Origin of the sequence: Myxococcus sp. MISCRS1 (assembly GCF_026626605.1) — a bacterium.
GTDB lineage: Bacteria > Myxococcota > Myxococcia > Myxococcales > Myxococcaceae > Myxococcus > Myxococcus fulvus.
Window position 1 is genome coordinate 1 of the sequence record NZ_JAPNKB010000002.1, and the last position, 21,240, is coordinate 21,240.

The following is a 21,240-nucleotide window of genomic DNA, read 5'->3' on the forward strand; positions in this document are numbered from 1 at the left end:
CCCGCCAGCAGCCCAGTAGATGCCGAAGAGTGCTAGCTCGATGCCCGAGAGCGTCGCCGCGACGTTGAAGATGAACGGCCTGATGCGCTCATGCGCGGAACCGAAGATGTCGACGAAACCGTTGAGGGTTTGCGTCAGAGCATTGAACTCCATGGTGGCTTACCTCATCCGCACTTCGGGCAGGCCCTTCCGGACCTCGGGCCGCGGCCCTCTTTCCTGGTAGCCGTCAAGCCGCCGCCGGCGCGTCTCCTCCGCCATCTGCTTCTCGGCCGCAGCATTCGCCGCCATCGTGCTCGTCACCCGCCCCGAGGCATCCAGGTGCTGAATGAGGGAACCGAGTTGGCTCTGCATCACAGCGAGCATCTGGAGAATCGACTGCAACTGGCGCACCTCGCCATCTGCGCTCGAGGAGCGCGCGAGAATTGACTGAGCAGACTGGCTGTTGGCCTGCTGAACATTCGTCACCTGCATCTGGAGCTGGCGCGCCGTGGTGACGGTCGAGTTAATCTGCTGCAACCACCCACCGTAGTGCGCTGCAAACTCGGAGAAGCGCACCTGCGACAGGTCGCGGTTGGCGGTGAGCGCCTCGAACTGTCGGTCGACGGACCCAACCGTGGTCTGAATCGCCTGGAGACTCTGGTTCGTCTGAAGCAGGAGCTGCTGCACCTGGCCGAAGTCAGCCTCCGAGAGCATCTTCGCTGAGTTGAGCGTTGCCTCCAGCTGCGCCTTCGTCGCCAGGAGCTGCTGCGTCAACGTGTAACCCTGCGTCAGCGATTCGAAGAGGATGCCGCTGAGCACCACCACGTCGCCGCCGAAGAGGTCCGCGCGAGCGCGCCAAGGGCTGACGAGGCTCAGGATGAGAACAACGGTCGTGACACGGCTGCGGAGAGAGGAGGGGGCGAAGCTCATGCCACGCTTCTTTCTTTGGAGGTGTGGTTGCGGAGCAGGTCCGCAGCCCAGTCGAGGTTTCGGTGGCGCAGCATCAGCTCGGCGCGCTCGGTCGACCGCGCCGGTTTATGAGCTGTGACGGTGTCGAGGAACTTCTGGTCACCCGCGCCCGACATGGCTGCAAACGTCAGGGCGACAGGCCCGAGGTCGAGCTGGAACAGCCGGCGGTTGTTCCCGCTCGTGGCGAAGTAGTCGCGCTTGGGCACAGCGCTCGCGAGCGTCTGGAGGTCCCGCTGCGCCAGGCCGCATTCGCGGTAGGTCTCCGAGCGCATCGGGTCGAGCGCCCGCGGGTCTGGGAGAAAGACCTTGGTGGCGCAGTTCGAGAGGATGGTGTTGACCAGGTCCGGGTTCTTCATCATGTCGTCGACCTCCTGCGTCGCGAACACGACGAAGACGTTCTTCTTGCGGAGCGTCTTCAGCCAGTCCTCGAGCTTCCGCGCCCAGTAGGGATGCCGGAACATGAGCCACGCCTCATCCAGCTCCACGAGCGTCGCTCGCCCGTCGAAGCGGGCCTCGATTCGATGAAACAGGTACTGGAGCGCCGGCACGACAACGGCATCTCCGAGCTTCATCAACTCGCCCATCTCGAACATCGTCCACGAGGTCTGCTGCAGGTCGTCGCGGTTCCCATCGAAGATTTGGCCGTAGTTCCCCTCACTGGTGTACGGCCGCAGAGCGGCTCTGAGGTCCTTGCGGTGCGTTCCCAGGGTGTCAGCAAACTGCGACAGCGTGCGGAGGCTCACCGGCAGCGTGGCGAGGCTGGTGAGTGTTGCGTCAACAGCGGCCTTCACCTCGGAGTTGACCGTCACGCCCTGGAGCTCGAGCATGGTCGCCATGAAGTCGGCCGCGAAGACTCGGTCCCCTCGGCTCTCCAGCGCGGCGAGCGGCTGCCACGCCATTGGCGCGTTGGGGTTGCCCGGCTCGTAGATGGATCCCCCCATCGCGAGGGTCGCCGCCCGTGCCGAACGGTCCTTGTCGAAGATGAAGACCTGGGCGCCAGGGTATTTCGTCCACTCCATCGCCAGCGTGGCGAGTAGGGTCGACTTGCCTGCGCCACTTGGCCCGATGACGCTCGAATGGCCCAAGTCCCGCGCGTTCAGGTTGAAGGAGAACGGGCTGGTGCCACCCGAGCAGAACACGTGGGGAGCCCCCACGCCGGTGACAGCGCGGAGATGCTCATTCACGACGGCACCAGTCCAGGGTGCGGAGAGCGGGATGAGGTGAGCAACGTTGAGCGTGTGCAGCAGCGGCCGGCGCACGTTGCGATAGACCTCGCCCGGGAGGCTGCCCAGCCAGGCGTCACGCGAGTTCAAGGCAGTCTCGTCGATGAGACTGAATCCAAGGGCCTGGACCACCTGGCGAAGAGTGGCGAGCTTCTCGCGCGCGACGGCGAGGTCCTTGTCCCAGCAGGTGATGGTTGCCGTGAAGAATCCGTATGCCACGGCACCGGAGCCGTGCAGACGTTGTGCCATTTTCGCATCATCGGCCGTATCAACGGCCGCATCATTCTGATGAGGCGATTCTTCCTTCGTGATGGCGCCCAGCGCGAGCGAGCGCAACCCCTGCCGCTTCTTGAACCAGCTCTTTTTGTAGCTGTCGAGTTCGGCATCAGCTGCTTCCTTATCGAGGCAGATGAACCGTGTGGCCCATCGGTACTCAATCTGGGCTGCATTGAGCGACTCCAGGAGCAGCGGCAACCCTTCCAGCGGAAACCCCACAAACGTTGCAGTTGGAATCCAGTGGTCACCGAGCATCGGGACATCCCCACTCGTGAACGAGGAGTCCGGCAACAGGGCATCCAGATACATCGGCGTCTCAGGAACCGCGACAGGGTGCCGATGCATCGAAATGGTGCTCTTGAGGTACGTCAGGGTCTTCGCGTCGTCGAGCTCCTCAATGTGCGCGACCGCAGTCGACAGAAGCCCAGCAATCTCACGAACGGTGTCGGTGAAGAACGCCAGGTCCTCATCGATGGAGAGGCCCGTTGCCGCCTCGTTGGCAGGGTCGTCGTAGAGGAGAGCCTCCAGCCACTTGGAGTGGCTCGCGGGCAGCTGGTAGGTGAACGTCAAGTAGTACCGGGAATCGAAGTGGGCGAAGTTCCGGTACGTCTCGCGCCGCTCGAAATCGAGGAGCACGCCGACAGGGCTGCTCCACCGCGGGGACGGCGGGACGCTGAGCTTCAGACGCTGGGCCTCGATGTGGTAGGCCCAGCCGGAGCCGAGACGCTTCAACGCGTTGTTGACCCGCGCGGCCGCCGTGATGCGGTCCGGGTGTCCGGCAGACTCCAGATCATTCCCACGGAAAGCGAATGTCTTCTGGAGCAAGCCGTCCTTCTGCAACACGACGCCGGGCGCGATGAGCGCAGCCCACGGCAGCATGTCCGGAAGTCGGTCGGTCGGCTGACGAAACTCGCGCAGATTGAACATGGACTGTCTCAGGGGTCGAGGCGGCGACGGCCGCGGAGGGCGCGCAGAGCGACGTCGAAGAAGTAGGGGTCGCGCCTCGCCAGCCAGGCGCATCCCGCATGCAGGAGGGTGCTGAGAATCAGCATCCACCAGACCCGAGCACCCAAGACAAAGGCCGCCGTCAACACCCACAGAGCCTTCGCGAAGTTCTCCGGAAGCCCAGCGAGAGTCCGCGGCAGGAGCAGGGACTGGTGGATGGGCGCTCGCCCATCGCTCTCTGCCGAGCTCACACCAAGGCCCCGCCCGAGTAGCCGAGCAACGGGAGGCCCCACGAGGCCCCAGTGAACGCAATCGACAAGCCAAAGCCGATCTGCGCCGCTCGCTTCATCCAGCTGCCGCCTTCGGACATCGCCATCGAGATTCCGAAGAAGGCGATGATTATCAGTCCGGCGACCTTCGCGACGGGGCCCGTGAGGGACCGTGACACCTGCTCGAGGGGCCCCTCCCACGGCATGCCTGCTGAGGCAGCGAATGCGACGGACGGAAGGAGCAAACCAGCCGCCAGCGCGACGGCGAACAGAAGATGCTTCGAATTCATGGCTGTCATTCTATAGAACCACAACACTGGACACACGTCCGCCTTGAGACATTCAAGTGGGGCGCCAGTTGTGCCGCTATAGCATGACAGCCAGAGACCTACAACCGCTCGAGGCCGGCTCGTTCTCAGAGGGCCGAGGACAGCGACCGGCCCATCACGAAGCAAGCCTCAGGCTTCAGGTCGCGCCAGCGGTGCCGTAGCAGATACACCAGGAGTGGACCTTCGGAGGTCCAGTCGGCGCCGGCGGAAAGCTCACCTTCCTCGAGCACTTCCCCATCATCGAGGACTCGGTAGAGCCCTCCCTCCACTGTGCGTGAAATCTCGGCCGTCAGCATTCGGGCCTCCTGTCTGCAATTCCATAGCATCGCAGACAGAAAACGACAAGGAGAACAGGCGGACTGAGTCAAGAAATTTCGGAACTTTTTTCCTACTGCCCCTTCCTCCGACGCGCCGCCTCCGCCAACTTCGGCCCGAAAACAGCAAGGGCTTCGCCCTTGGTCCGAGGAATGCCGCTTCGACCCATGCAGCTACAGCCCTCCTTCGGGCAGGGCGCGACTTCGCCCGGAGGCCGGGCCGCCTCCCACGCCGCGTAAAGGCTGCGGACTCGAGGACCGATGAAGAGTTCGAAGTTGGCTTCGATCTCCCTCCGGAGCTCGGGGCGAGCCACCTTCCACTCGTTCAAGTACGCCTCGGACGCCACAAGAGCCGGGCTCCACTTCTCCACTCGTCCTGGAAGGATGACTTCCACGAAGTCCCCGAGACTGTTCGGGGCGAAGAAGCGGCGGGGCTTGCCTCCCTCGAGAATGGCGTGCCGTTTCCAGCACCGCTCAACTTCTTTCTCCAGGGCGGTAGGGGGACGTGTTGACACCGGGGTGGGTGGTGTCTTGGCAGGGGGTGGCGAAAAGGCGCCCTTCCCGGATAGCCCTGCGTGCTGCGTGGTGCTGCGTTTCGTATCGCCGAGTGGAGGGGGAGGGGTGGTGCCTCTCGTGGGAAGGGCGGTGCTGAATTGGACTTTCGGTGCTGCCGAGGGTTTGGTGCTGCCTGAAGTGGAGGCTGCGGCCGGAGGCCGCTCCACTGGGCTGTTCGCCCGTGGGTTATCCACAGCTCCCGCAACTACAAAAGAAAACGTCCTTTGGGGATGAGGTTCCTCATCTGGTGTCGGGTGGCTTGGAATGAGCCGCTTGGCGGTGTTCCGGCAGACCTTCTTCGTCAGGTCGAACACCTCGCCGAGGATGCCGGTCAGCACCCGGGCTCGTGTCCCCCTGAGGCGTGCCTTCCGGCGTCCCAGGTCGTCCCAGGTGATGCCGCGGCCATCGAGCCAGGCCGCACCAGCTGGGGTGAGGTACGTGACGCCGTGCGTGTTGACCCGGACCCGCTCAATGCCGTCCCGCGTGACGACGGACGAGCAGCGTTGGTCTGCAGGCCTGTTGGCGGTGACGTCTGCGACCCGGCGGAGTGGCGCGTGGTGGCGGAGGAGCCCCAGCTTGTCGCCAAGCGCGAGCGCGTCACAGATGGTGGACTTGTCGCGGCCGATGGCCGCCGCCTTGAAGCGCAGGGGCGTTTGCACGCCCACCCCGCACTGCGCTCTGCGATCACCCACGGCGTAGCGCCGAGTCGCAGGGAGCCCGTGAAAAGGCCGCAGGAGGGCCAGCAGCGCGCCAAGAGTCGGGGTCACCCCCTCAGCTGCCTCCCATTGGTCCAGCTCGGCCACGTGGCGCTCCGCCAGGCCGTTCAGCCGGGAAAGGACCTTCGCGAAGTCCGCCTCGACGACGTAGCTGGAGGGGCTACAGAGTTCCTCGGGACGGAGTCCCGTCAGTCCTCCCTGTTCAGCGTGAGCCCGTGCCCTTGCCCTTCGGGCAGCCTCGGCGTCCGCCTTGGCCCGCGCGCTGTCGTCCGCTGTCCACGTCGCCGTGGAGGCGTCCCCGCCGAGCTCGAGCAACCTCGCGTACCGCTTGGCCACGGACACGCCCGTGTCCTGCGATGAGAGTTCGCCCTCTCTGACCTCCCCGCGGCGCCGCAGGCCGACCAGGTCCAGGTCGAGCTGGCGCGCCAGGTCACCGATGCTGCGCATCCCACCGTGCGTCGCCCCACCTCGACCGGCGGAGACGGCAGGGAAGGAAGCGCGACGTTGGTCAGAAGACGTTGGAAAATCAGGTGGTTGGCGAGTGTGCATGCGGCATGAGCGCGCAACTCGACAACCCGGGCCAACCACGCTAGCTTCAGCGTCGGTCGTCCAGGTTGTTGGGCGCACCAGTAGCGGCCGGGTTCAAACGGCGGCTACGACAAGGATGGCGAGGCCCCCCGGCGCGAAACCGATAGAGGGGCTTCTTAGGTTCGAGGGCTGTCAGCGTTGGCGCGCTGGCAGCCCTTCCTCTTTCTGCTGATCCAGTTCGAGCTACATGGCCTGCCTCATTCGAGAGGTTTGGAGTGTTGATCCACAGCAGGGGTGATCGGAAGTCCCATCAGCACCCCCTTGTCGGATTAGCCGAAGATGATCCCGACGGAGAGAGGCAGGCGGAACTCCACCTGGCCTAGATCCGCAGGGTTGGTGGTGATTCCCACCCCCACAGAGGTCGTCCACCAGTTTCGGAACCGGTACTCGAGCCCGAGTTGCAGTCCGGCAGCCGGGCTCACCTCGGAGACGTCCGGAAACGCGGCGCCCAGTGTCGTGTTGGCGACCCTGTGCAGTAGGTGCTGGTGGCGGCGGTACTGTCCTCCCAGCTCGAGCTGGGCGAACGGAGCCCACGCGGCGCCCGTGTCGTAGCGGTAGTGCGCCACCAGGGCGAAGGACAGGCCGAGCAGGTCCTGCTCGAGGTCGCCCAGGGGGCGACTTCCGCTGGGGAGCGTCACCCGCGTGTCCCCGTACGTCACGTTGCTCGCGCCCAGGATGCCGAAGGAGGCCCCGAGGTGGAGCTCGTCGGTGAGGCCGTAGTAGGCCGTGAGGCTGACGCCTCCTCCGATTTTCGATGCCGAGGATTCGCCCTCCAGCGGGTCCTCGAGCCGCATGAGGCCTGGCCCCCCACTGATGAGCAGGTAGAGCTCGCGGCTGTCAGCGCTGCTCGTAGCTGGGGCCAGGGCCATCAGCAGTAGGAAGGAACGGGGAAGGCGCATCGGAACATCTCCAGGTGAGGATCTACGGCAAGGAAGGGGTGAGGATTAGGGGGGCGGGGATTGCCAGCGGGTAGAGCTTCGGCGTGGACCCCGTCGGCTCAGCGTGGATGTAGTTCTGGGCCACGCGCGTGACGCGGAAGGGTTCCGTGCCCGTATAGGGCTCGCATTCGCCCGTCGTCCGAAGGACTGCGGCCGGCAGGAACCCGTCTACGTGCTCACCCCCAACGCGATAGGCAGTGTCGCCACCCGCGACGAGCCATCCGTCGGTGAACTCCCCCTCGCGAATGTACGAGCCCCTGCCCGTGCAGGGCGGCGTTGAGTCGAAGAAAACCTCGACGAGGGGAACGACTCGTCCCGAGCGAAGGTTCCGCGTCACCCAGAGCGCCTCGGACCGCGTTCCATCCTCGCTGACAGGGTACGTCTCCAACAGGGTGACGTTTCCTGCAGTGAGTCCGTAGGACGGCCCTAGAGCGTTCTCGCCGGGCCCTGTGACGGTGACGAGCGGACCGCCAGCCGGCCCTTGGGGGCCTGCGGCCCCCGGTGCTCCTGCAGGTCCCTGCGGGCCCTTCAGCCCCTGGGGACCTTGGGGCCCAGTCATCCCGGGCGAGCCTCTGTCGCCTGAGCATGCCAGGAGCGAGGAAATTGATGCAGTGACGAGGAGGGCCTGACGGATGCTCATTGAAATCACCTTTCGTATGACTCGGCTCTTCAGTTAGCCGAGAGGTCGACAACCTTCGTGATGACGCCCGTCGAGACAACCCGAGGGGCGCCTACAGCCGGAAACGAGCCGCCACCAGCTGCATGCGTGGCAACGGCATTGACGAAGAACGGCAGCGCAACATCCAGCTGCGAGCCGATGAGCTTGCGAACGATGAGCGTCCGGTCATGGGTGGCCATGTACTGGGTCACACCGTCGTAGCGGCAGGTGCTCGTCTTCTTCGTGGTGTAGCCAATCCCGTAGACGTACTCGTAGTGGTCCCCGACGGCCGTGAGCGTCGGAAGCGGCGCTGAGCGGCCACGCGGGACGACGACGTAGAGAACAATCTCGCCGGGGGTTGTCCCAACGGCAGCAGGTACACGCCACGCAGTCCTGCCGCTCAACGTGTACCCAGTCGGAGCGCGAGAGGATTCGTACTCTCCGCCCAAGGGCAGGGGTGAGCTATAGCCGACGCTGTCCCAGTGGCCGTAGTGGCCGACAATCGAGGCGTTTACAGGGACGTTGGCAACACAGGTCCACTGCGCCGTGGAACCCAGAGGATGGATTGGAAAGTCGTCCGGCTGCCCCTCCTGGGCCGAGCACGGGTAGCGCGGCCGAGCACCACCACCAGTCGCGGCGCAGAGATGGTAGCTCCCCGAGAGGTCCCAATCGTAAGTCCCCGCAAAGTTGAACCCATCGTAGGTGCGCGTACCGGAGGAGTCTGGCCGCGATTCCGTCGCCCACGTCTCGATGACCTTCCAGTCGCCCGGCTGCGTCTGCGTGATGTTGACCACCATCGGCACCTCGTACGGGTTTCGCACGTGGAACCGAGCGATGCGCATCACGTTCGTTCCCTCGAACGCAAGCGTCTCAGGAGCCCACAAGTCCGCGTACGGGAAGTGCCCCGACACCCGATACCCGTAGGGACTCTTCAAGTCGCGAGCTGAGGGGTAAGCCGTCTGCTCGACAACCGAGACGGTTGGCGTCACCAGGTGGAGCGTGAGGCTCACGGGCAGGGCGCTCCCGACATTGCCGGCTGCATCACGCGCGGTCACCTGAACGTTCAACGTGACGGGGGACGTCACTGCATTGCGAAGCCCCGGCACAGTGTCCGTGGTGATGGGAAGCGCGTACGTGCGGTCACCCTGGGACGCACGAGTCTTCCAAGGCAGGACGGCACCTGAGCTCGTCGAGGGCGCCCCGCAGCCCGTGCAGGTGATGAAGTAGGTCACGGAGGTGATGGCCGCCTCCGTTGCGGTTTCCAGCACCGAGAATCCAAGCCAGGGAGTGTTGCCTACGCGCGCTTCCAGACTGGCCGCCGTGAGTGGTCCGGGCGAGAGTCGGGTCACCGACTTGTAGAGGACGCTCCCGCTGCCAATCGCGTCCACACCGCTGCTGATGCCCGTGTACTGCACTGGCATGACGGGCGTACCCACGGAGGACTCGGCATGAGCGATGTTCTGCTCCGAGCTGTACCGGCCTCCCTCGGCACCAGTGAGGAGCTGCACGACAGGAGGCTTCGTGTCCCGCACAACCGTCGGCGTGAGGACGTAGGGGTTCACGCCCCGCGTTGCACCAGAGTTCCGCGGGAACGCCATGTCCTCGCCCCACAAGACGTAGCTCACCTTGCCCTCGCCCTCGGCAGGAAGGGTGACGCGGAAGGCGCCTGCGGCCCCGTCCCAGTACGCGGGAACACGCTCTGACGGCTTCGTGGCCAGGCGGCCATAGACACCGTCAACACCCGCGGCAACATCCACGGCCGTCACGAGGAATGAGACGGTGTTGGCGTTCGTCGCCCCGGGCGAGCCGTTGGGGAAGCTGAGCACCGGGGGCGTGCGGTCGACGTTGACGCTGACCTCCTGAGTCACGCAGTGGCCCACCAGGTCACAGGCGCGGAAGACGGCCTCGACAGCCCCATCGCCCCGCGCGGCGGGAGGGGACCACGAGCCCATGAGCTCGCTCAGTCCTGAGTAGGTCGCTCCGTCGAGCCCCTCCACCACGTGCAGGCCAACGCCCGAGCCTTCATCCGCGGCGTACGAGGCCAGCGGAAGGGCGGCGCTGTAGCAGGCGCTCTCAACAGGCGCGTCCACGACGATGGACGGGGCAGTGTTGTCCACCATCACGGTGTACTCGTACTCGGCCGTGTTGCCCGAGAAGTCCGTTGCCTTCGCGACGAACACCAAGGGGCCATCCTCCTCGGACTTCCACGTGCCCTCGTAGCGGTACGCCGAGTTGCCTTGCGCAACAGGAGGGAGTGGGGCGTTTGCAATCGTGACCTCGAGCGACTTCATTCCAGAGGAGTCGTTCGCCAGGGCCTGAATCTGCAGCACGCCGCCGACGAAGGTCTTTTCCCCTACTGCCACTGCAGGGACGGGGCCTTCACGTCCCTGGAGGGTGTAGCCGACACTCCAGGTCACGTTGGGGGGAGTGTTGTCGAAACCCGACTGGCCCGGCGTCCGGAAGATTCGAGGGTTGCTCCCGCGCGACAGGTCGTCCTGCAGCTGGCGAGCATCGGCGGGGGCGAAGGTGGCGGTGTTGCGGTCAGAGGTCAGCCACTCCTCAATCGCTCGTGCAAGGCGGACGCGCGGGATGCTGCTGTCCAACCGGGTTGCCGTCGTCCCTGCAGAGCGAATCTCCATTCCCAGCGGGAGCACGAGGGGATGTGCCTCGTCCCCGTCGAAATAGCCGTCGTACGACAGGTCATCGTAGAGAGCGGAGAGAAGGGTGAGCGACTGCACCCGAGCCGCAGGAGTCAGCCCGGCAGCGTCCGAGATTCCCCGGGCCTGAAGGGAGAGAGCCGACGTCATGAGGCCGGCCTTCGCTGCATCATCGAGCACCGGGACAGGCGTGCTGGTGAGGTCGGTCGGAACGACACGTGACCAGTCGAGCGCGCCGAAGTGGTTGTTGAGGTGACCTGCCGCTTCGCGGTGGGCCTGCACCAGGTCTTGCTGCTCGACGCGCGCGTAGTAGAGCGCCAAGCCTGCCGTGAGGTGGGTGACGATGTTCACGGAGACGTCGGTGAGCTGCGTCCCCGCGGTGAACGACGGCACCAGCGCTGTGAGTTCGCTGGCCCCGAGCGACACCGGGGTGCCCGAAGCCTCATCGACGAACGTGCCACCGGCGACCACCACGAGGAATGGCCCCTCCTCGATGCCGACGTCCACGAGATAGGCCCCGCGCTCATCAGTCGAGCCACTGCCCACCACTGTCCCGCGCTCCGTGCCGCGGAGGCGGAAGACCCTCACGCTGGCATTCGCCACGGGGCCTTTGACGACGACGCCGGAGAGCGTTCCGCCGGAACCGGAAGGGAGTTCAGTGCCCGTGCATGCGGCGGCCAGCGCCGCGCCCAGGAGAAGAAGTGAAACCCGCTGCAGCAGACTCATCGCGAACACCCCCGGGGGCCAAGACCTGTGATGTCATAGCATGACAACCAGGGGCCTCAACAGTGAAGTGCGAAGATGAGGCTGGGCACCCGCTCCTGACGTCTTGAGCAATCAAGGTGCCACAGCGACTACAACTTTCAGTCGTAGTAGAAATCACTCGGGAGCTTGATCGCTTGGAGCTCCCGGTTCTTCTTATCGATTTGCTGTCGCCTCGCGATGAACCGCATGGTGCTGCCGACGAGGAACAGCACGAGTGGCACTGGAGTCCCGTCCGCCATCTTCACGGACTTCGCGGCCTGCTGAATGGTGCGGAGGTACAGCGGGTGAATCGAAACCGTGGTGGTTCCGTGAAGGCTTCCACTGTCCCTCGAGCGCTCAGGGACGTAGGGCCACACCTTGGTCGCGCGAATGGTCTGGTCCGCCTTGAAGGTTGAGGGCGAGAACCCCAGTTCCATCGCCTGTTCCATTGCCGCCACGTACACCAGCTGGCTCACGTCGACCTTCAGCATCTTGTCGTCAGGTGAGCCAGCCACCTCATGCCCGAGGGCCGCCGCCGCAGCCTTCATTACGTCGAGCTCGACCTTGCGAATCCGCATGGACAAGCCCTTGTAGTTGCGCGGCGGCTGCTTGCTGTCCTTAGTCTCGCTCAAGCGACGTCTCCGTCTCCGGTCATGGACGCTCCGGGCGTGAGATAGCGCGAATCACCCTCAGAACGCCACGCGGACATGCGCAAGAAAGCAGCTTCCCTTAGGGATCCGCACAAGCGCGTCGGGCAAGGGGCCCTTGATACCGGGCCGACGGTCCTTCCGGTCGACGGCGAATCCATCAAAGCTCTTCGGCCCCGCAGCCAGGGCGAGCGTTCCGCACTTGGCCACGACGCGCATCGCCTCCCCCCCCGTGACGGAACACGTCAACTCAGTCCCCCGCGGAATCACCACGGCACCAGCGACTGCGACGGGCTCGGACACTTCAGCTGTGAAGTCACCCGGTGCGTTCGGGTCCGCATGGCTCGTAGTGCAGGCAGGGATGAGCGTCCCACTCGCCACGCCCATGCCACTCGGCACCGGCTGAGGAGGCTCAACAACCTTCGACGGAGGAGGCGGCTCTGCTGCCGGTGGTGCAGCACCTTCCGCAACTTGGACTGCTGGTTTCTCCGCCGGCCGAGACTTCCCGTCCGCCGGCTGGGACCTCGTTGTCGACTTCGGAGCCACCGCCGGCCGGTCCCCAGCGGCAACAGCATCTCGTCGTTCAGGTGCACTTTGGGGCGTTGTCTCCTTCACCGGAGCCACGACCTCATCTCCAACGGTGCTTACCACCGCGGCGCTCCCCTCAGGCAGAGTTGGAACGGCCGAAGGTTGGGTGTCACGTACAGGGACGCCGGCCGCAGGGTCTGCAGCCTTCACGGCCACGGGTGCTGGCACCACGGGCGCGGACTCCTCTAGCCTCCCAACTGCGTCACCACTCGGCAGCGCTGCGACCGGGGCTTGTCCTCCACCCGCCGACTTGCTCGACAGGAAGAGTCCCGCCAGCCCCATCACGGCTACCGCGAGCACAGCTGCGGCCACGAGCACGAGCGGCCGACGCCGCGGCGGGGCCTCTGCTTGAGGCGCGGCTGCTGGCTCGATTGCGAGACCCTCACTCGTGGGGGGGAGCTCCAGTGGCGGTAGGGAGAAGGAGGGGGCCGACTTCGAGGCACGCCCGACCTTCGTCGCCTCTCGCGCCTTGCTCGTGCCCTCCGTGCTCGGGGGAGGAGTCTCGGACTCAACCGCCTCGAGCTCGGCGGCAGCTTCATTCGCCCCGAAGACAGTTCCTGTCGCCGCGACGAAGCGCCGGAGAGCGTTACCGAACTCGGCACACGACGCGAATCGTCCGTCGACTTCGTGTGAGAGCGCCTTCAGGAGGATTTCGACGAGCGTGGGATGGACGCTCGCCAACCGGGTCCGCAGGAAGGGAGGGGTCGCCCGCGTGACGTTCTGGATGGTCTCGTAGTCGTTGGAGCCTTCGAAGATGCGACTTCCCGTCAGCATCTCCGCGAGGACAACGGCGAGGGCCCACTGGTCGACTCGTCCGTCGACTCTTTTCCCGCCGCCTATCAGCTGCTCGGGCGCGATGTACGCCAGCTTCCCCTTGACCATGCCCACGGAAGTGTTCTCGCGGTCATCGAAGTTGGTCTTCGCAATTCCGAAGTCGAGCAGCTTCACATCACCGCTTCGGGTGATCATCACGTTGCTTGCGCTGACGTCCCGGTGAACGAGCTCAATAAGCCGATTCTCCACCTTGAGCCGGTGAGCGTAGTGCAGCGCATCCGCCACCTCGGCCGCGCAGTAGCAGGCGAACGGCACAGAGAGGCGCGTGCCCTTCAGCTCAGCAAGCCGCACGAGACTCCGCAGCTCGACTCCGTCGACGTAGTCCATCACCAACGTGAGGGACTCGTCGTCGCCCTGGTGGAGCTGGAACGCGCTGACGATGTTCCGGTGCCGGAGGAGGGTGGACACCCGAGCCTCCTCCAAGAACATCTTCCGCCACTCAGCGTCCTCAGCGCCCTTCGGAAGGATGCGCTTGATGGCGACCAGGCGCTTGACGCCCAATGCCCCCTCAAGCTCCGCCTTGTAGACCTCGGCCATGCCACCCTGTCCGAGGCGGCAGATGATGTTGTACCGCGCCGCTCCCGCGGCCAACGTGGTGAGGGGCGGAGAGACGACAGCGGGGCCAATCGAGGGGATGGGGGGCGGTGGCCCGGCGGCCATAATCTCCTCATCCGACACGAGGTCCTCGTCGCCATGGAGGTCGAGGTCCACGACATCCGAGTCAACATCCTCGGCGGCAACTTCATCGGCGCCCGCTTTGCTCATCAGAAGCTCACGTCAGGAACAACGAGTGCGCGGTTCGCACCGCGGATTTCGTTCCATCTCACTTCGAAGTGACGCGACTTCTCTTCGTCGTCGACCTCGAAAGAGACCACGCCGCGGACGCTCTCCTTGTGGAGGAGGCCCGACTCTTCCGCGCCCTCCTTCGCGAAGAAGGGAAGGCTGAGGTAGTCGACGGGCATGGCGCTGCGCCCAGTGCCGAGGGTCACGAGGACGGTGCCAGGAAACAACGTGGAGCTGCCGCGGTTCGTGAGCGAGAACGTCAGGAAGTGCTTCCGTCCGAAGTGGCAGATTTCCTCCACTTCGAAGATGGCGTCGGCCTCGCGCTTGCGGGCTCCCACCCGGCTGCACTGGTGGGGCTGGAGTACCTGCTCATGCAGGGCACGCTCGGAAGCGGCCTTGAGCCGCTTCTCGAACTCATTGGCATCAGCGCCCCTGAGCTCGGCCACGCGCTTTTCGATTTGGACTTCAGCCGGGACAGCATCCGCGGAGCTGAATGACACCTGGGTGTCCGCGTCCTCGGGGCGAACGAGGCGCAGCTCGATGGACAGTGGCTGTCGCCCAGCAACGGGAACGGACAACAGGGCGGTAGCGCGCTCGACGGTGGGCCCGCTCCATCCCACCACCACCGTCGCCACGCCAGGGGTGACCACGCTCCGGAAGCGGAAGCGGCCTCCCTTCGTCGACGTGGACTTCGACTCCTCAGTGCAGGTGTCCGTGCAAAGAGGCTCGCCGGCGAGTCCTCCTGAGCCAGGGAACAGCAGGTGTACGGCGCTGCCAGGAGCCACATGCACCCTGTAGATGTCCCCGGACGATTGGGCGTAGGTGTACCACCTGACACCAGCACTCAACGGTCGCTGCGCAGCCTCCACGGAGGCGCCCACCAAACACGCGACGACAAACAGCACGAATCTCACGAGATGCCTCTCGGGGAGGGGAGGGGAATTAGGCAAAACCGCCTACCACGAATTGTAACGCGATACCATCACAGCTCCAGAACACACCCTTCCACACAGACACCCGGCAACTAGCAACGGGCTGCGGGGGTTGGCTGCACCGTAGTTGCTGCAAGGCGCTCAACCTCCGCGCGCGCCAGCTGCAACCGGTGGCGGGCGCTCTGGCTGGAAGGCGCCAGGTGGACAGCATGCTCCGCGCGCCGCAGCTCGTCGCGCGCCACAATCAGCTCTGCACGGTGCCCACTCACCTGAATCGTCGCGTAGGCCCCTTCAAAAGCACTCTTCATCGCGAACCCTCCTGCAGCAGCGTTGTCATCCCTTCGAGCACCTGGAGGACAGCCTGAAGCCTCCGTGTGCGCTCCTGCGCCGCCTCAATCCCCCTGCCGCGGCGGTGGCCTACCAGGGCTTTCTGCAGGCCCTGGAGCACATCCTCGACCTTCCACTGCCGCACCACCTCGTCGACAGCCACGACCCGCATGTCCGCGTGCCATTCCGCGGCCACCTCCCCAGCCTTGGACCAGGTCCCCCGGTACTGGAGGATGCAGTACCTCCCGTCCTCGAGGAGATACGCTCCTCGGCCCACGTACTCACCGTCGGGAGCACCTGGCAGCAGCTGACGTGGGGTGGAATCCCCTGCGAGCAGCACCCCTCGGACAGGAGCACCTTGGTGGGTTGGGACATCCCATCGCTCATCGGTGCCGTCGAGCGCATCAGCAGCACGGCGCCGAGTCAGTCCGACCTTGAGGTCCATTACGAGTGCAGGGAGGGCCGGTTTCGCTATCTCGACCACCTGCTCGAGGACTCGTCGCTTGGCCGCTACTTCCTCGGCTCGCACTGCCTCGTGCCTCTGGTACTCGGTGATGACCCCTGCGACAAGCTGCTTCCAATCGACCTCGACGTGGCGGTCACCCCTCATTGGCGGCCGCCTTTCGCTTCGACTTCGGCCCGAGGCCGAATGCCTCCTCTACAGTGGAGGCGATGAGTTCACTCTCGGAGATGCCCCTCTCCTTGGCGATGGCCGTAACCGCCATGGCGGCCTTCTTCGAGGTCCACACCAGCCCATGGGCCCGGAAGCTGTTCGCCGGCATCTCTGCCCGCGGCCGAGGCGCGGTGAGGTCTCCCTGCCACCGAGCCTGGCTGTAGTGGGTCGGGCAGAGCCCTTTCGCCACCAGGTTCAAATTCCCGCAGCGCGGCGTCTGGAGGCCCGGTGCATAGCAGCCCTCCTCCGGCTTGAACCACGCCGGAGGCTTGGGGATAGGGTGACTCTTCTTCTCCGCCATCACACCCTCAACCGAATAGTCGTGGAATGAGGAGGCAGACGCCTCCAAGCGCAACTGCATCTTGCACCTCGTACTGGGAGTCGCCCCAGCAGAACCCCTGGGAGTCGCCCCAGCGGGACCTCCGCGACGGAACGCGCGGAAGCCAGGAAAACATAGAGGCCATTCCACTCCATGTCAACTTCGGATAGGACAAATCCCCGTTCCTGAACCGGACGGGCGACCGAAGGCCCACGAGCCTGTTGTGAGTCTCTGTGGACCTGCCGCCAGCCCGGAACAGCCCCCTGTCACCTCACCCTACAGCCCCATCCGTCAGGTGCTGCAGCACCCGCAGCACGAGCTCCTCGGTTGCGGCGTACTCAGCTCGCGCCGCACAGATGCGGCGGCGAGCCTTCTCACTGCCGTCAGAGACGCGCTGAGCTTCGCAGAGCTCGACCTCCACTTGCGCAAGGCGCGTTGCAAGGGCAATTCGCTCCTCGAGCGTCATGACGCTCAACCTCCTGCAGCGGCTAGAAACCGCACGTGTGGTAGTTCCCGGCGCTGCTGTACCGACAGTCCGAGGGGCGAGAGCAGAGCGAGCTGCACGTTCCGGTTTGCCAGGGGAAGCTGCACTGGGAACAGAAGCAGGTCGTCTGATGGCCGAACGCCGTGACGAGGGTTGAGCAGAAGCCCGCGGCGCTGCCCGTCGCCTCCGCGCAGTTGTTCGCCACGAGGATTCCGAGTGAGGGGGCGCAGAAGAAGTGGGTGCGCGGCATGGTCGTGCTCGTGCCGTTGGGTGCGGCGCAGACTCCGTTCTCGTCAATGGAGCCACAGGAACAGGCACCAGTCCCCTGAGCGTCGACCGTCCGGCATTGGCCGCTTCCGCAGGGGACAGTGGCAACACGCCCAGCATCACAACGAACCCACGTGTCGCCCGCGCAGTGGCCGAACTTCGAGACGCCAGCACATGCTCCACCGATGGCGACGCAGGCAGTCCGCGCCTGGTTTGGCACCGTGCCCGGATTGCACTCACACGCGCTGCCGGATGTGCTGCAGGTGGAGTTCGCAGGACACGTCCCGCAGCTGCCGCCGCATCCATCCGGGCCGCAGCTCTTGCCCGAGCAGCTCGGCGTACAGGTGGGCGCGCTGCAGGTGCCTGAGCTCGAGCACGTGCTCCCACCGGGGCACGTCCCGCAGTTGCCGCCGCATCCATCCGGGCCGCAGCTTCTGCCCGAGCAGCTCGGCGTGCAGGTGGGCGCGCTGCAGGTGCCTGAGCTCGAGCACGTGCTCCCACCGGGGCACGTCCCGCAGCTGCCGCCGCATCCATCCGGGCCGCAGCTTCTGCCCGAGCAGCTCAACGTGCAGGTGGGCGCGCTGCAGGTGCCTGAGCTCGAGCACGTGCTCCCACCGGGGCACGTCCCGCAGCTGCCGCCGCATCCATCCGGGCCGCAGCTCTTGCCCGAGCAGCTCAACGTGCAGGTGGGCGTGGTGCAGGTACCTGAGGTCGAGCACGTGCTGCCGCCAGGGCACGTCCCACAGGTGCCGCCGCATCCATCCGGGCCGCAGCTCTTGCCCGAGCAGCTCGGCGTACAGGTGGGCGCGCTGCAGGTGCCTGAGCTCGAGCACGTGCTCCCACCAGGGCACGTCCCGCAGCTGCCGCCGCACCTGTCCGGACCGCAGGTTCGACCCGAGCAGCGGGGGGTGCACGTTGGCGGCCCCTGGCCGGCGTCGGGCGACGTAACACCAGGTTCGTTTCCCTCATGGTCGTCCTCGACACCACAGGCCGAGACGACGAGCGAAAGGACGAACATGACGGGGACGAGAGAACGCAACACGTGGAGAGTCATGCTCAGCGCTTGAGCATGGGCCGTGCCGCACCAGGTGGAGGGGATGGCCCTCGGCTGCCGTCTCGCCCGTAGACGACGCGTCCGTCAGATGGACGGGAGGGGGCTCTCCACTTCGAGCGACCAGCGCAAGAAAAACGAAGGGGCTACAACCTCCAGCGAAGGAGGTGTAGCCCCGCGTACGTCATGAGGAGCAACTCGTCGGTCTATGCGCCGACTTCGCGACCCTTGTAGTTGTTGCAGGACGCGCACGCGCGGTGGGGCATCACCGGCTCCTTGCAGTTGGAGCACTTGGTCACCTGCACCGCAGAGCGCAGGTTGTTGTTCGCCGCGCGCCGACGGTCACGACGCATCTTGGAAGTACGCTTCTTGGGAACACCCATAATCCACCTCAGACGAAAATGGCGGCGGACGATGCCGGAGATCACGGGTCGGGTCAACCTTGTGTGCGGGCGCGGATCACCCTCCAGAACGGCGGCGGCGCAGACGATGCCGTTGGGCTGTCCTTCGCTCCGCACCTCAAGGCGAGCCTGGGTGCTTCAGGTCAACTAATATACACAGCGCGTCGTCCTCATAGGTCCCGACCTCAAGGTAGGTGTCGGCGGGGGAGGGGGCGCAGCCTGCAGCGAGCCGCCACTCCCCCAGCGTCACCTCCTTCTCAACGACCATCCGGGCGGAGGGGGTCGTTGCAGGAGTCGCCACGACAAGCAGGACTCCTGCGTTGGTGCGCTCCACGACACGTCCGGGAAACCACTCGCGGAGCCCAAAGCCCTTGAGGTTCGTGGGAGGGAGTAGGCGTGGAGCGACCCAGCGCTGGGCGAGTGGCACTGCCTGCGGATAGACGGACTCCCCGAGCAGCATCGCCTCTTCAGCGTCGCCGAGCCGATGAGCGAACATCCGTGCCGCGTGGCCCAGTTCGCTCGTTCCATCAGGCGGCGGCAGCTCAGAGAAGACGCTGCGGGCCCGTGCCACTTCGCTTCGTGCAAGCCATGCCTCAGCTACTGCCAAGCACATCGCCGCGTCGTGGTGCCCGAGAGCGCGTGCTCGACGAATCCGGGCGAGAGCCGCTCTCCACTCGGCGTCGGCAGCTCGATAGCGGCTGGAGGCAATTAGGTGGACCACCAAGGCTGTATTCGCCTCCTCGTCCGCCGGCACTGCTGCGATACGAAGGCGCAGAGCCTCTTCCACGTCACGAGACATGTGCCGACATTAGCAGCACCTGTTCCTCAGAGCGTCTCCCACTGGAGTCCAGCCCACGAGGCTGGTCCGCTGGTGGAACACCGTGAGCGTGTTCCTATCGAACGTGGTGCGTTGACATCCCTGGCGCTGTCCCATCGTCCGGACCGCGCCAGTAGGGCTGCACCCAGATTTTCTTCCGCTCGCCGCGCCCGGGACCGTGAGGTTGGCGCCGCCAATGACCAGACACTCGCACGCGGACGAGGAGGGGGGCGGCCGTGCTCGTGGGAGCACCAGGCGTGTCGAGTAGCGGGACGCTGCGGCCGAGGATGACTCGCCGCTGAGGATCCATCTCGCGCAGCTTCCCCCGAAGCTTGTCCCGCTTCTCTCCCTTGGGCAGCTTCTCCAAGCGGTCGCGGAGTTGCCGTGCTTCCCGATTGCCCCACACCTCCTCGCGCAAGCCATCGTTGGTCGAGTAGAGGACGACGTTCATCGCCCAGTCCCAGAGGGAACGCCATTCACCACGTGTGCTTTCACCCGTCTTAGCAGTGTGCTCGGAGAGGGCTTCCTCCAGAGTTCGTCCCTCGGCAAGCCCGACGGAGAACAGGTTGAGCGTCCGAATGCCGTCGGGTCGGCGCGCCTCGACGCAGATGCGCCAGCATCGCGCAGGCTCAGGTTCTTCCGCGAGCAGCATCCCGGTCACAGGCAGCAACGAGCCGTCGCCATCGGGCAGCGTCAGCTCAGCCTCCAGGGGAACCCGAAGCAGCAAGCACAGGTGCGGCAAGTGCAGGTCGTCGGTGGTGAGGCCGCGCAGTTCCGTGTGCCGAAGGCGCTGGGCGAGGCCGGGAGCCACCTCGTAGTCGTGCCGACCGGCGCGCTCGTACGAGAGCCGAAACCACAGCTCCTGGGCGTGGACCTTGTACCTGAGTCGCGCCTCGGTGCCTGCGGCCACCCTGTCGAGAGTCGCGATAAATCGCGGGTTGGTCAGCGCATCGTTGAGGCGGGGCGTCTCCAATGGGCCGAACGCATCTTCGAATGCCAGGAAGGGGAGCGAGCCAAAAGCGAGGTCGTAGAGAGGGGCTGAAAGGCGCCCGGCGGCGAAGTCCTGGCGCATGCTGGCCACGGCTTCGTCGACGCTTCCTCGCTTCCAATACCCGCGCGCTGCCACAGGGGGACCAGGCCAGTTGAGGATTTCCATGGTGTGCCCTTCAGCGTAGGGAGGATGGCGGCGTGTGCATCAGGACAGCTGCGAGAGTCCAGGTCCAGATAGCGCGCCAGCGAGCCCCAGCGACAACGGTCGCGTCGAACCCTCGAACCACGGTGTCGAGGTCCACTCCCGCGGGGAGGTCCACGCTCATCACGTGGCGGGCAGGGGCATCCGTCAACGCGCCGGCCTCCACGCAGAGGCGCCACCGTCGCCGCGGAGCTGGCTCTTCGACAAGGAGGATGTGGGCAGCAAGCCACGTCCTCCCAAGTCCGTCGGGTACCTCCAGAGCCGCCGAGGGCGGCACGATGATGTGGACTGCCCGGTGGCCGACGGGGAGTCGTACCTGGTCCGTGGTGTAGCCGTGGAGCGCAATGTTGCACAGGCGCGGCGCGGCACCGGCTGTAACCGCCAGCTCGTGACGCCCAGTACCGTGCCAGACGCTGCGCATCCAGACCTCGGGGAACTGCCGCCGAAGCTGTGCAACGCGGTCCGGGTCTCTCCCCGTAGTGGCAGATATGGCGTCCCACGTCTCGTCGGCAACGAGGGCATCCTGGAGGCGTAGGTAACCTGTCCGACGCGCCGACTCCTCCAGGGCGAGCAGGGGCAGGGTTGAGGCGATGTGAGCGGCATTAGCTTCGTCGAGGCGTCCGGCCGCGACGTCGCGGCGGAGTGCAGCAAGAGCTTCGCGGGGGGTGGTGAGCGCCGCGTACCTCAGAGTCTCATAGGGATACACCGGAGCGGTGAGGACGAACATGGTCGTCATGTCGCGGCCCTCCTGATGCGGACATGCTC

General features: G+C 65.6%; 19 protein-coding genes. All 19 read right to left on the minus strand.

Annotated elements, in window-relative coordinates; all coding sequences use genetic code 11:
* Positions 1 to 159 precede the first annotated feature (159 nt).
* Positions 160 to 909 carry a hypothetical protein gene (locus OWM54_RS42830; RefSeq protein WP_267701233.1) on the minus strand — a complete coding sequence of 250 codons (750 nt, stop codon included), beginning with the start codon at positions 907 to 909 and terminating at the stop codon, positions 160 to 162.
* Positions 906 to 3,374, minus strand: coding sequence for a conjugal transfer protein TrbE (locus tag OWM54_RS42835; protein ID WP_267701234.1), 2,469 nt, complete (start codon positions 3,372 to 3,374; stop codon positions 906 to 908). The genes OWM54_RS42830 and OWM54_RS42835 overlap by 4 nt, the downstream gene beginning before the upstream one ends.
* Before the next feature lie 8 nt (positions 3,375 to 3,382).
* Complete coding sequence (locus OWM54_RS43490; protein ID WP_420715398.1) at positions 3,383 to 3,685, minus strand: VirB3 family type IV secretion system protein; 303 nt, start codon at positions 3,683 to 3,685, stop codon at positions 3,383 to 3,385.
* A complete protein-coding gene (locus OWM54_RS42840; RefSeq protein WP_267701235.1) occupies positions 3,640 to 3,951 on the minus strand; it encodes a TrbC/VirB2 family protein in 312 nt (103 codons plus the stop codon). Before OWM54_RS42840 ends, OWM54_RS43490 begins: the two co-directional genes overlap by 46 nt.
* A gap of 125 nt (positions 3,952 to 4,076) precedes the next feature.
* Positions 4,077 to 4,286, minus strand: a complete 210-nt coding sequence (locus OWM54_RS42845; RefSeq protein ID WP_267701236.1) for a hypothetical protein — start codon at positions 4,284 to 4,286, stop codon at positions 4,077 to 4,079.
* Positions 4,287 to 4,378: 92 nt separating this feature from the next.
* The gene (locus OWM54_RS42850; protein WP_267701237.1) at positions 4,379 to 6,022 is read right to left on the minus strand and encodes a hypothetical protein; all 1,644 of its coding nucleotides are present in this window, start codon (positions 6,020 to 6,022) and stop codon (positions 4,379 to 4,381) included.
* A gap of 410 nt (positions 6,023 to 6,432) precedes the next feature.
* Positions 6,433 to 7,062, minus strand: coding sequence for an outer membrane beta-barrel protein (locus OWM54_RS42855; RefSeq protein WP_267701238.1), 630 nt, complete (start codon positions 7,060 to 7,062; stop codon positions 6,433 to 6,435).
* Between the two features lie 708 nt (positions 7,063 to 7,770).
* Positions 7,771 to 11,142 (minus strand): hypothetical protein, encoded by a 3,372-nt coding sequence (locus OWM54_RS42860; RefSeq protein ID WP_267701239.1) that lies wholly within the window; start codon positions 11,140 to 11,142, stop codon positions 7,771 to 7,773.
* 137 nt (positions 11,143 to 11,279) lie between these two features.
* Positions 11,280 to 11,792: a hypothetical protein gene (locus tag OWM54_RS42865; protein ID WP_267701240.1), complete on the minus strand. Its 513-nt coding sequence runs from the start codon at positions 11,790 to 11,792 to the stop codon at positions 11,280 to 11,282.
* 57 nt (positions 11,793 to 11,849) lie between these two features.
* A complete protein-coding gene (locus OWM54_RS42870; RefSeq protein WP_267701241.1) occupies positions 11,850 to 13,994 on the minus strand; it encodes a serine/threonine protein kinase in 2,145 nt (714 codons plus the stop codon).
* Positions 13,994 to 14,926, minus strand: a complete 933-nt coding sequence (locus OWM54_RS42875) for a hypothetical protein (protein WP_267701242.1) — start codon at positions 14,924 to 14,926, stop codon at positions 13,994 to 13,996. The genes OWM54_RS42870 and OWM54_RS42875 overlap by 1 nt, the downstream gene beginning before the upstream one ends.
* 322 nt (positions 14,927 to 15,248) lie before the next feature.
* Positions 15,249 to 15,881, minus strand: a complete 633-nt coding sequence (locus OWM54_RS42880) for a hypothetical protein (RefSeq protein ID WP_267701243.1) — start codon at positions 15,879 to 15,881, stop codon at positions 15,249 to 15,251.
* The gene (locus OWM54_RS42885; RefSeq protein ID WP_267701244.1) at positions 15,871 to 16,305 is read right to left on the minus strand and encodes a hypothetical protein; all 435 of its coding nucleotides are present in this window, start codon (positions 16,303 to 16,305) and stop codon (positions 15,871 to 15,873) included. The genes OWM54_RS42880 and OWM54_RS42885 overlap by 11 nt, the downstream gene beginning before the upstream one ends.
* Before the next feature lie 229 nt (positions 16,306 to 16,534).
* Positions 16,535 to 16,729 carry a hypothetical protein gene (locus OWM54_RS42890; protein ID WP_267701245.1) on the minus strand — a complete coding sequence of 65 codons (195 nt, stop codon included), beginning with the start codon at positions 16,727 to 16,729 and terminating at the stop codon, positions 16,535 to 16,537.
* A 521-nt stretch (positions 16,730 to 17,250) separates the two neighbouring features.
* Entirely contained in the window at positions 17,251 to 17,928 is a 678-nt protein-coding gene (locus OWM54_RS42895; RefSeq protein WP_267701246.1) for a hypothetical protein, read from the minus strand.
* Positions 17,929 to 18,271: 343 nt separating this feature from the next.
* Positions 18,272 to 18,448 (minus strand): 50S ribosomal protein L32, encoded by a 177-nt coding sequence (gene rpmF, locus OWM54_RS42900; RefSeq protein ID WP_267701247.1) that lies wholly within the window; start codon positions 18,446 to 18,448, stop codon positions 18,272 to 18,274.
* 136 nt (positions 18,449 to 18,584) lie between these two features.
* Positions 18,585 to 19,265 carry a hypothetical protein gene (locus OWM54_RS42905; RefSeq protein WP_267701248.1) on the minus strand — a complete coding sequence of 227 codons (681 nt, stop codon included), beginning with the start codon at positions 19,263 to 19,265 and terminating at the stop codon, positions 18,585 to 18,587.
* Between the two features lie 94 nt (positions 19,266 to 19,359).
* Positions 19,360 to 20,439 (minus strand): hypothetical protein, encoded by a 1,080-nt coding sequence (locus OWM54_RS42910; protein ID WP_267701249.1) that lies wholly within the window; start codon positions 20,437 to 20,439, stop codon positions 19,360 to 19,362.
* Between the two features lie 10 nt (positions 20,440 to 20,449).
* On the minus strand, positions 20,450 to 21,211 hold the full coding sequence (locus OWM54_RS42915; RefSeq protein WP_267701250.1) for a hypothetical protein: 762 nt from the start codon (positions 21,209 to 21,211) through the stop codon (positions 20,450 to 20,452).
* Positions 21,212 to 21,240 lie beyond the last annotated feature (29 nt).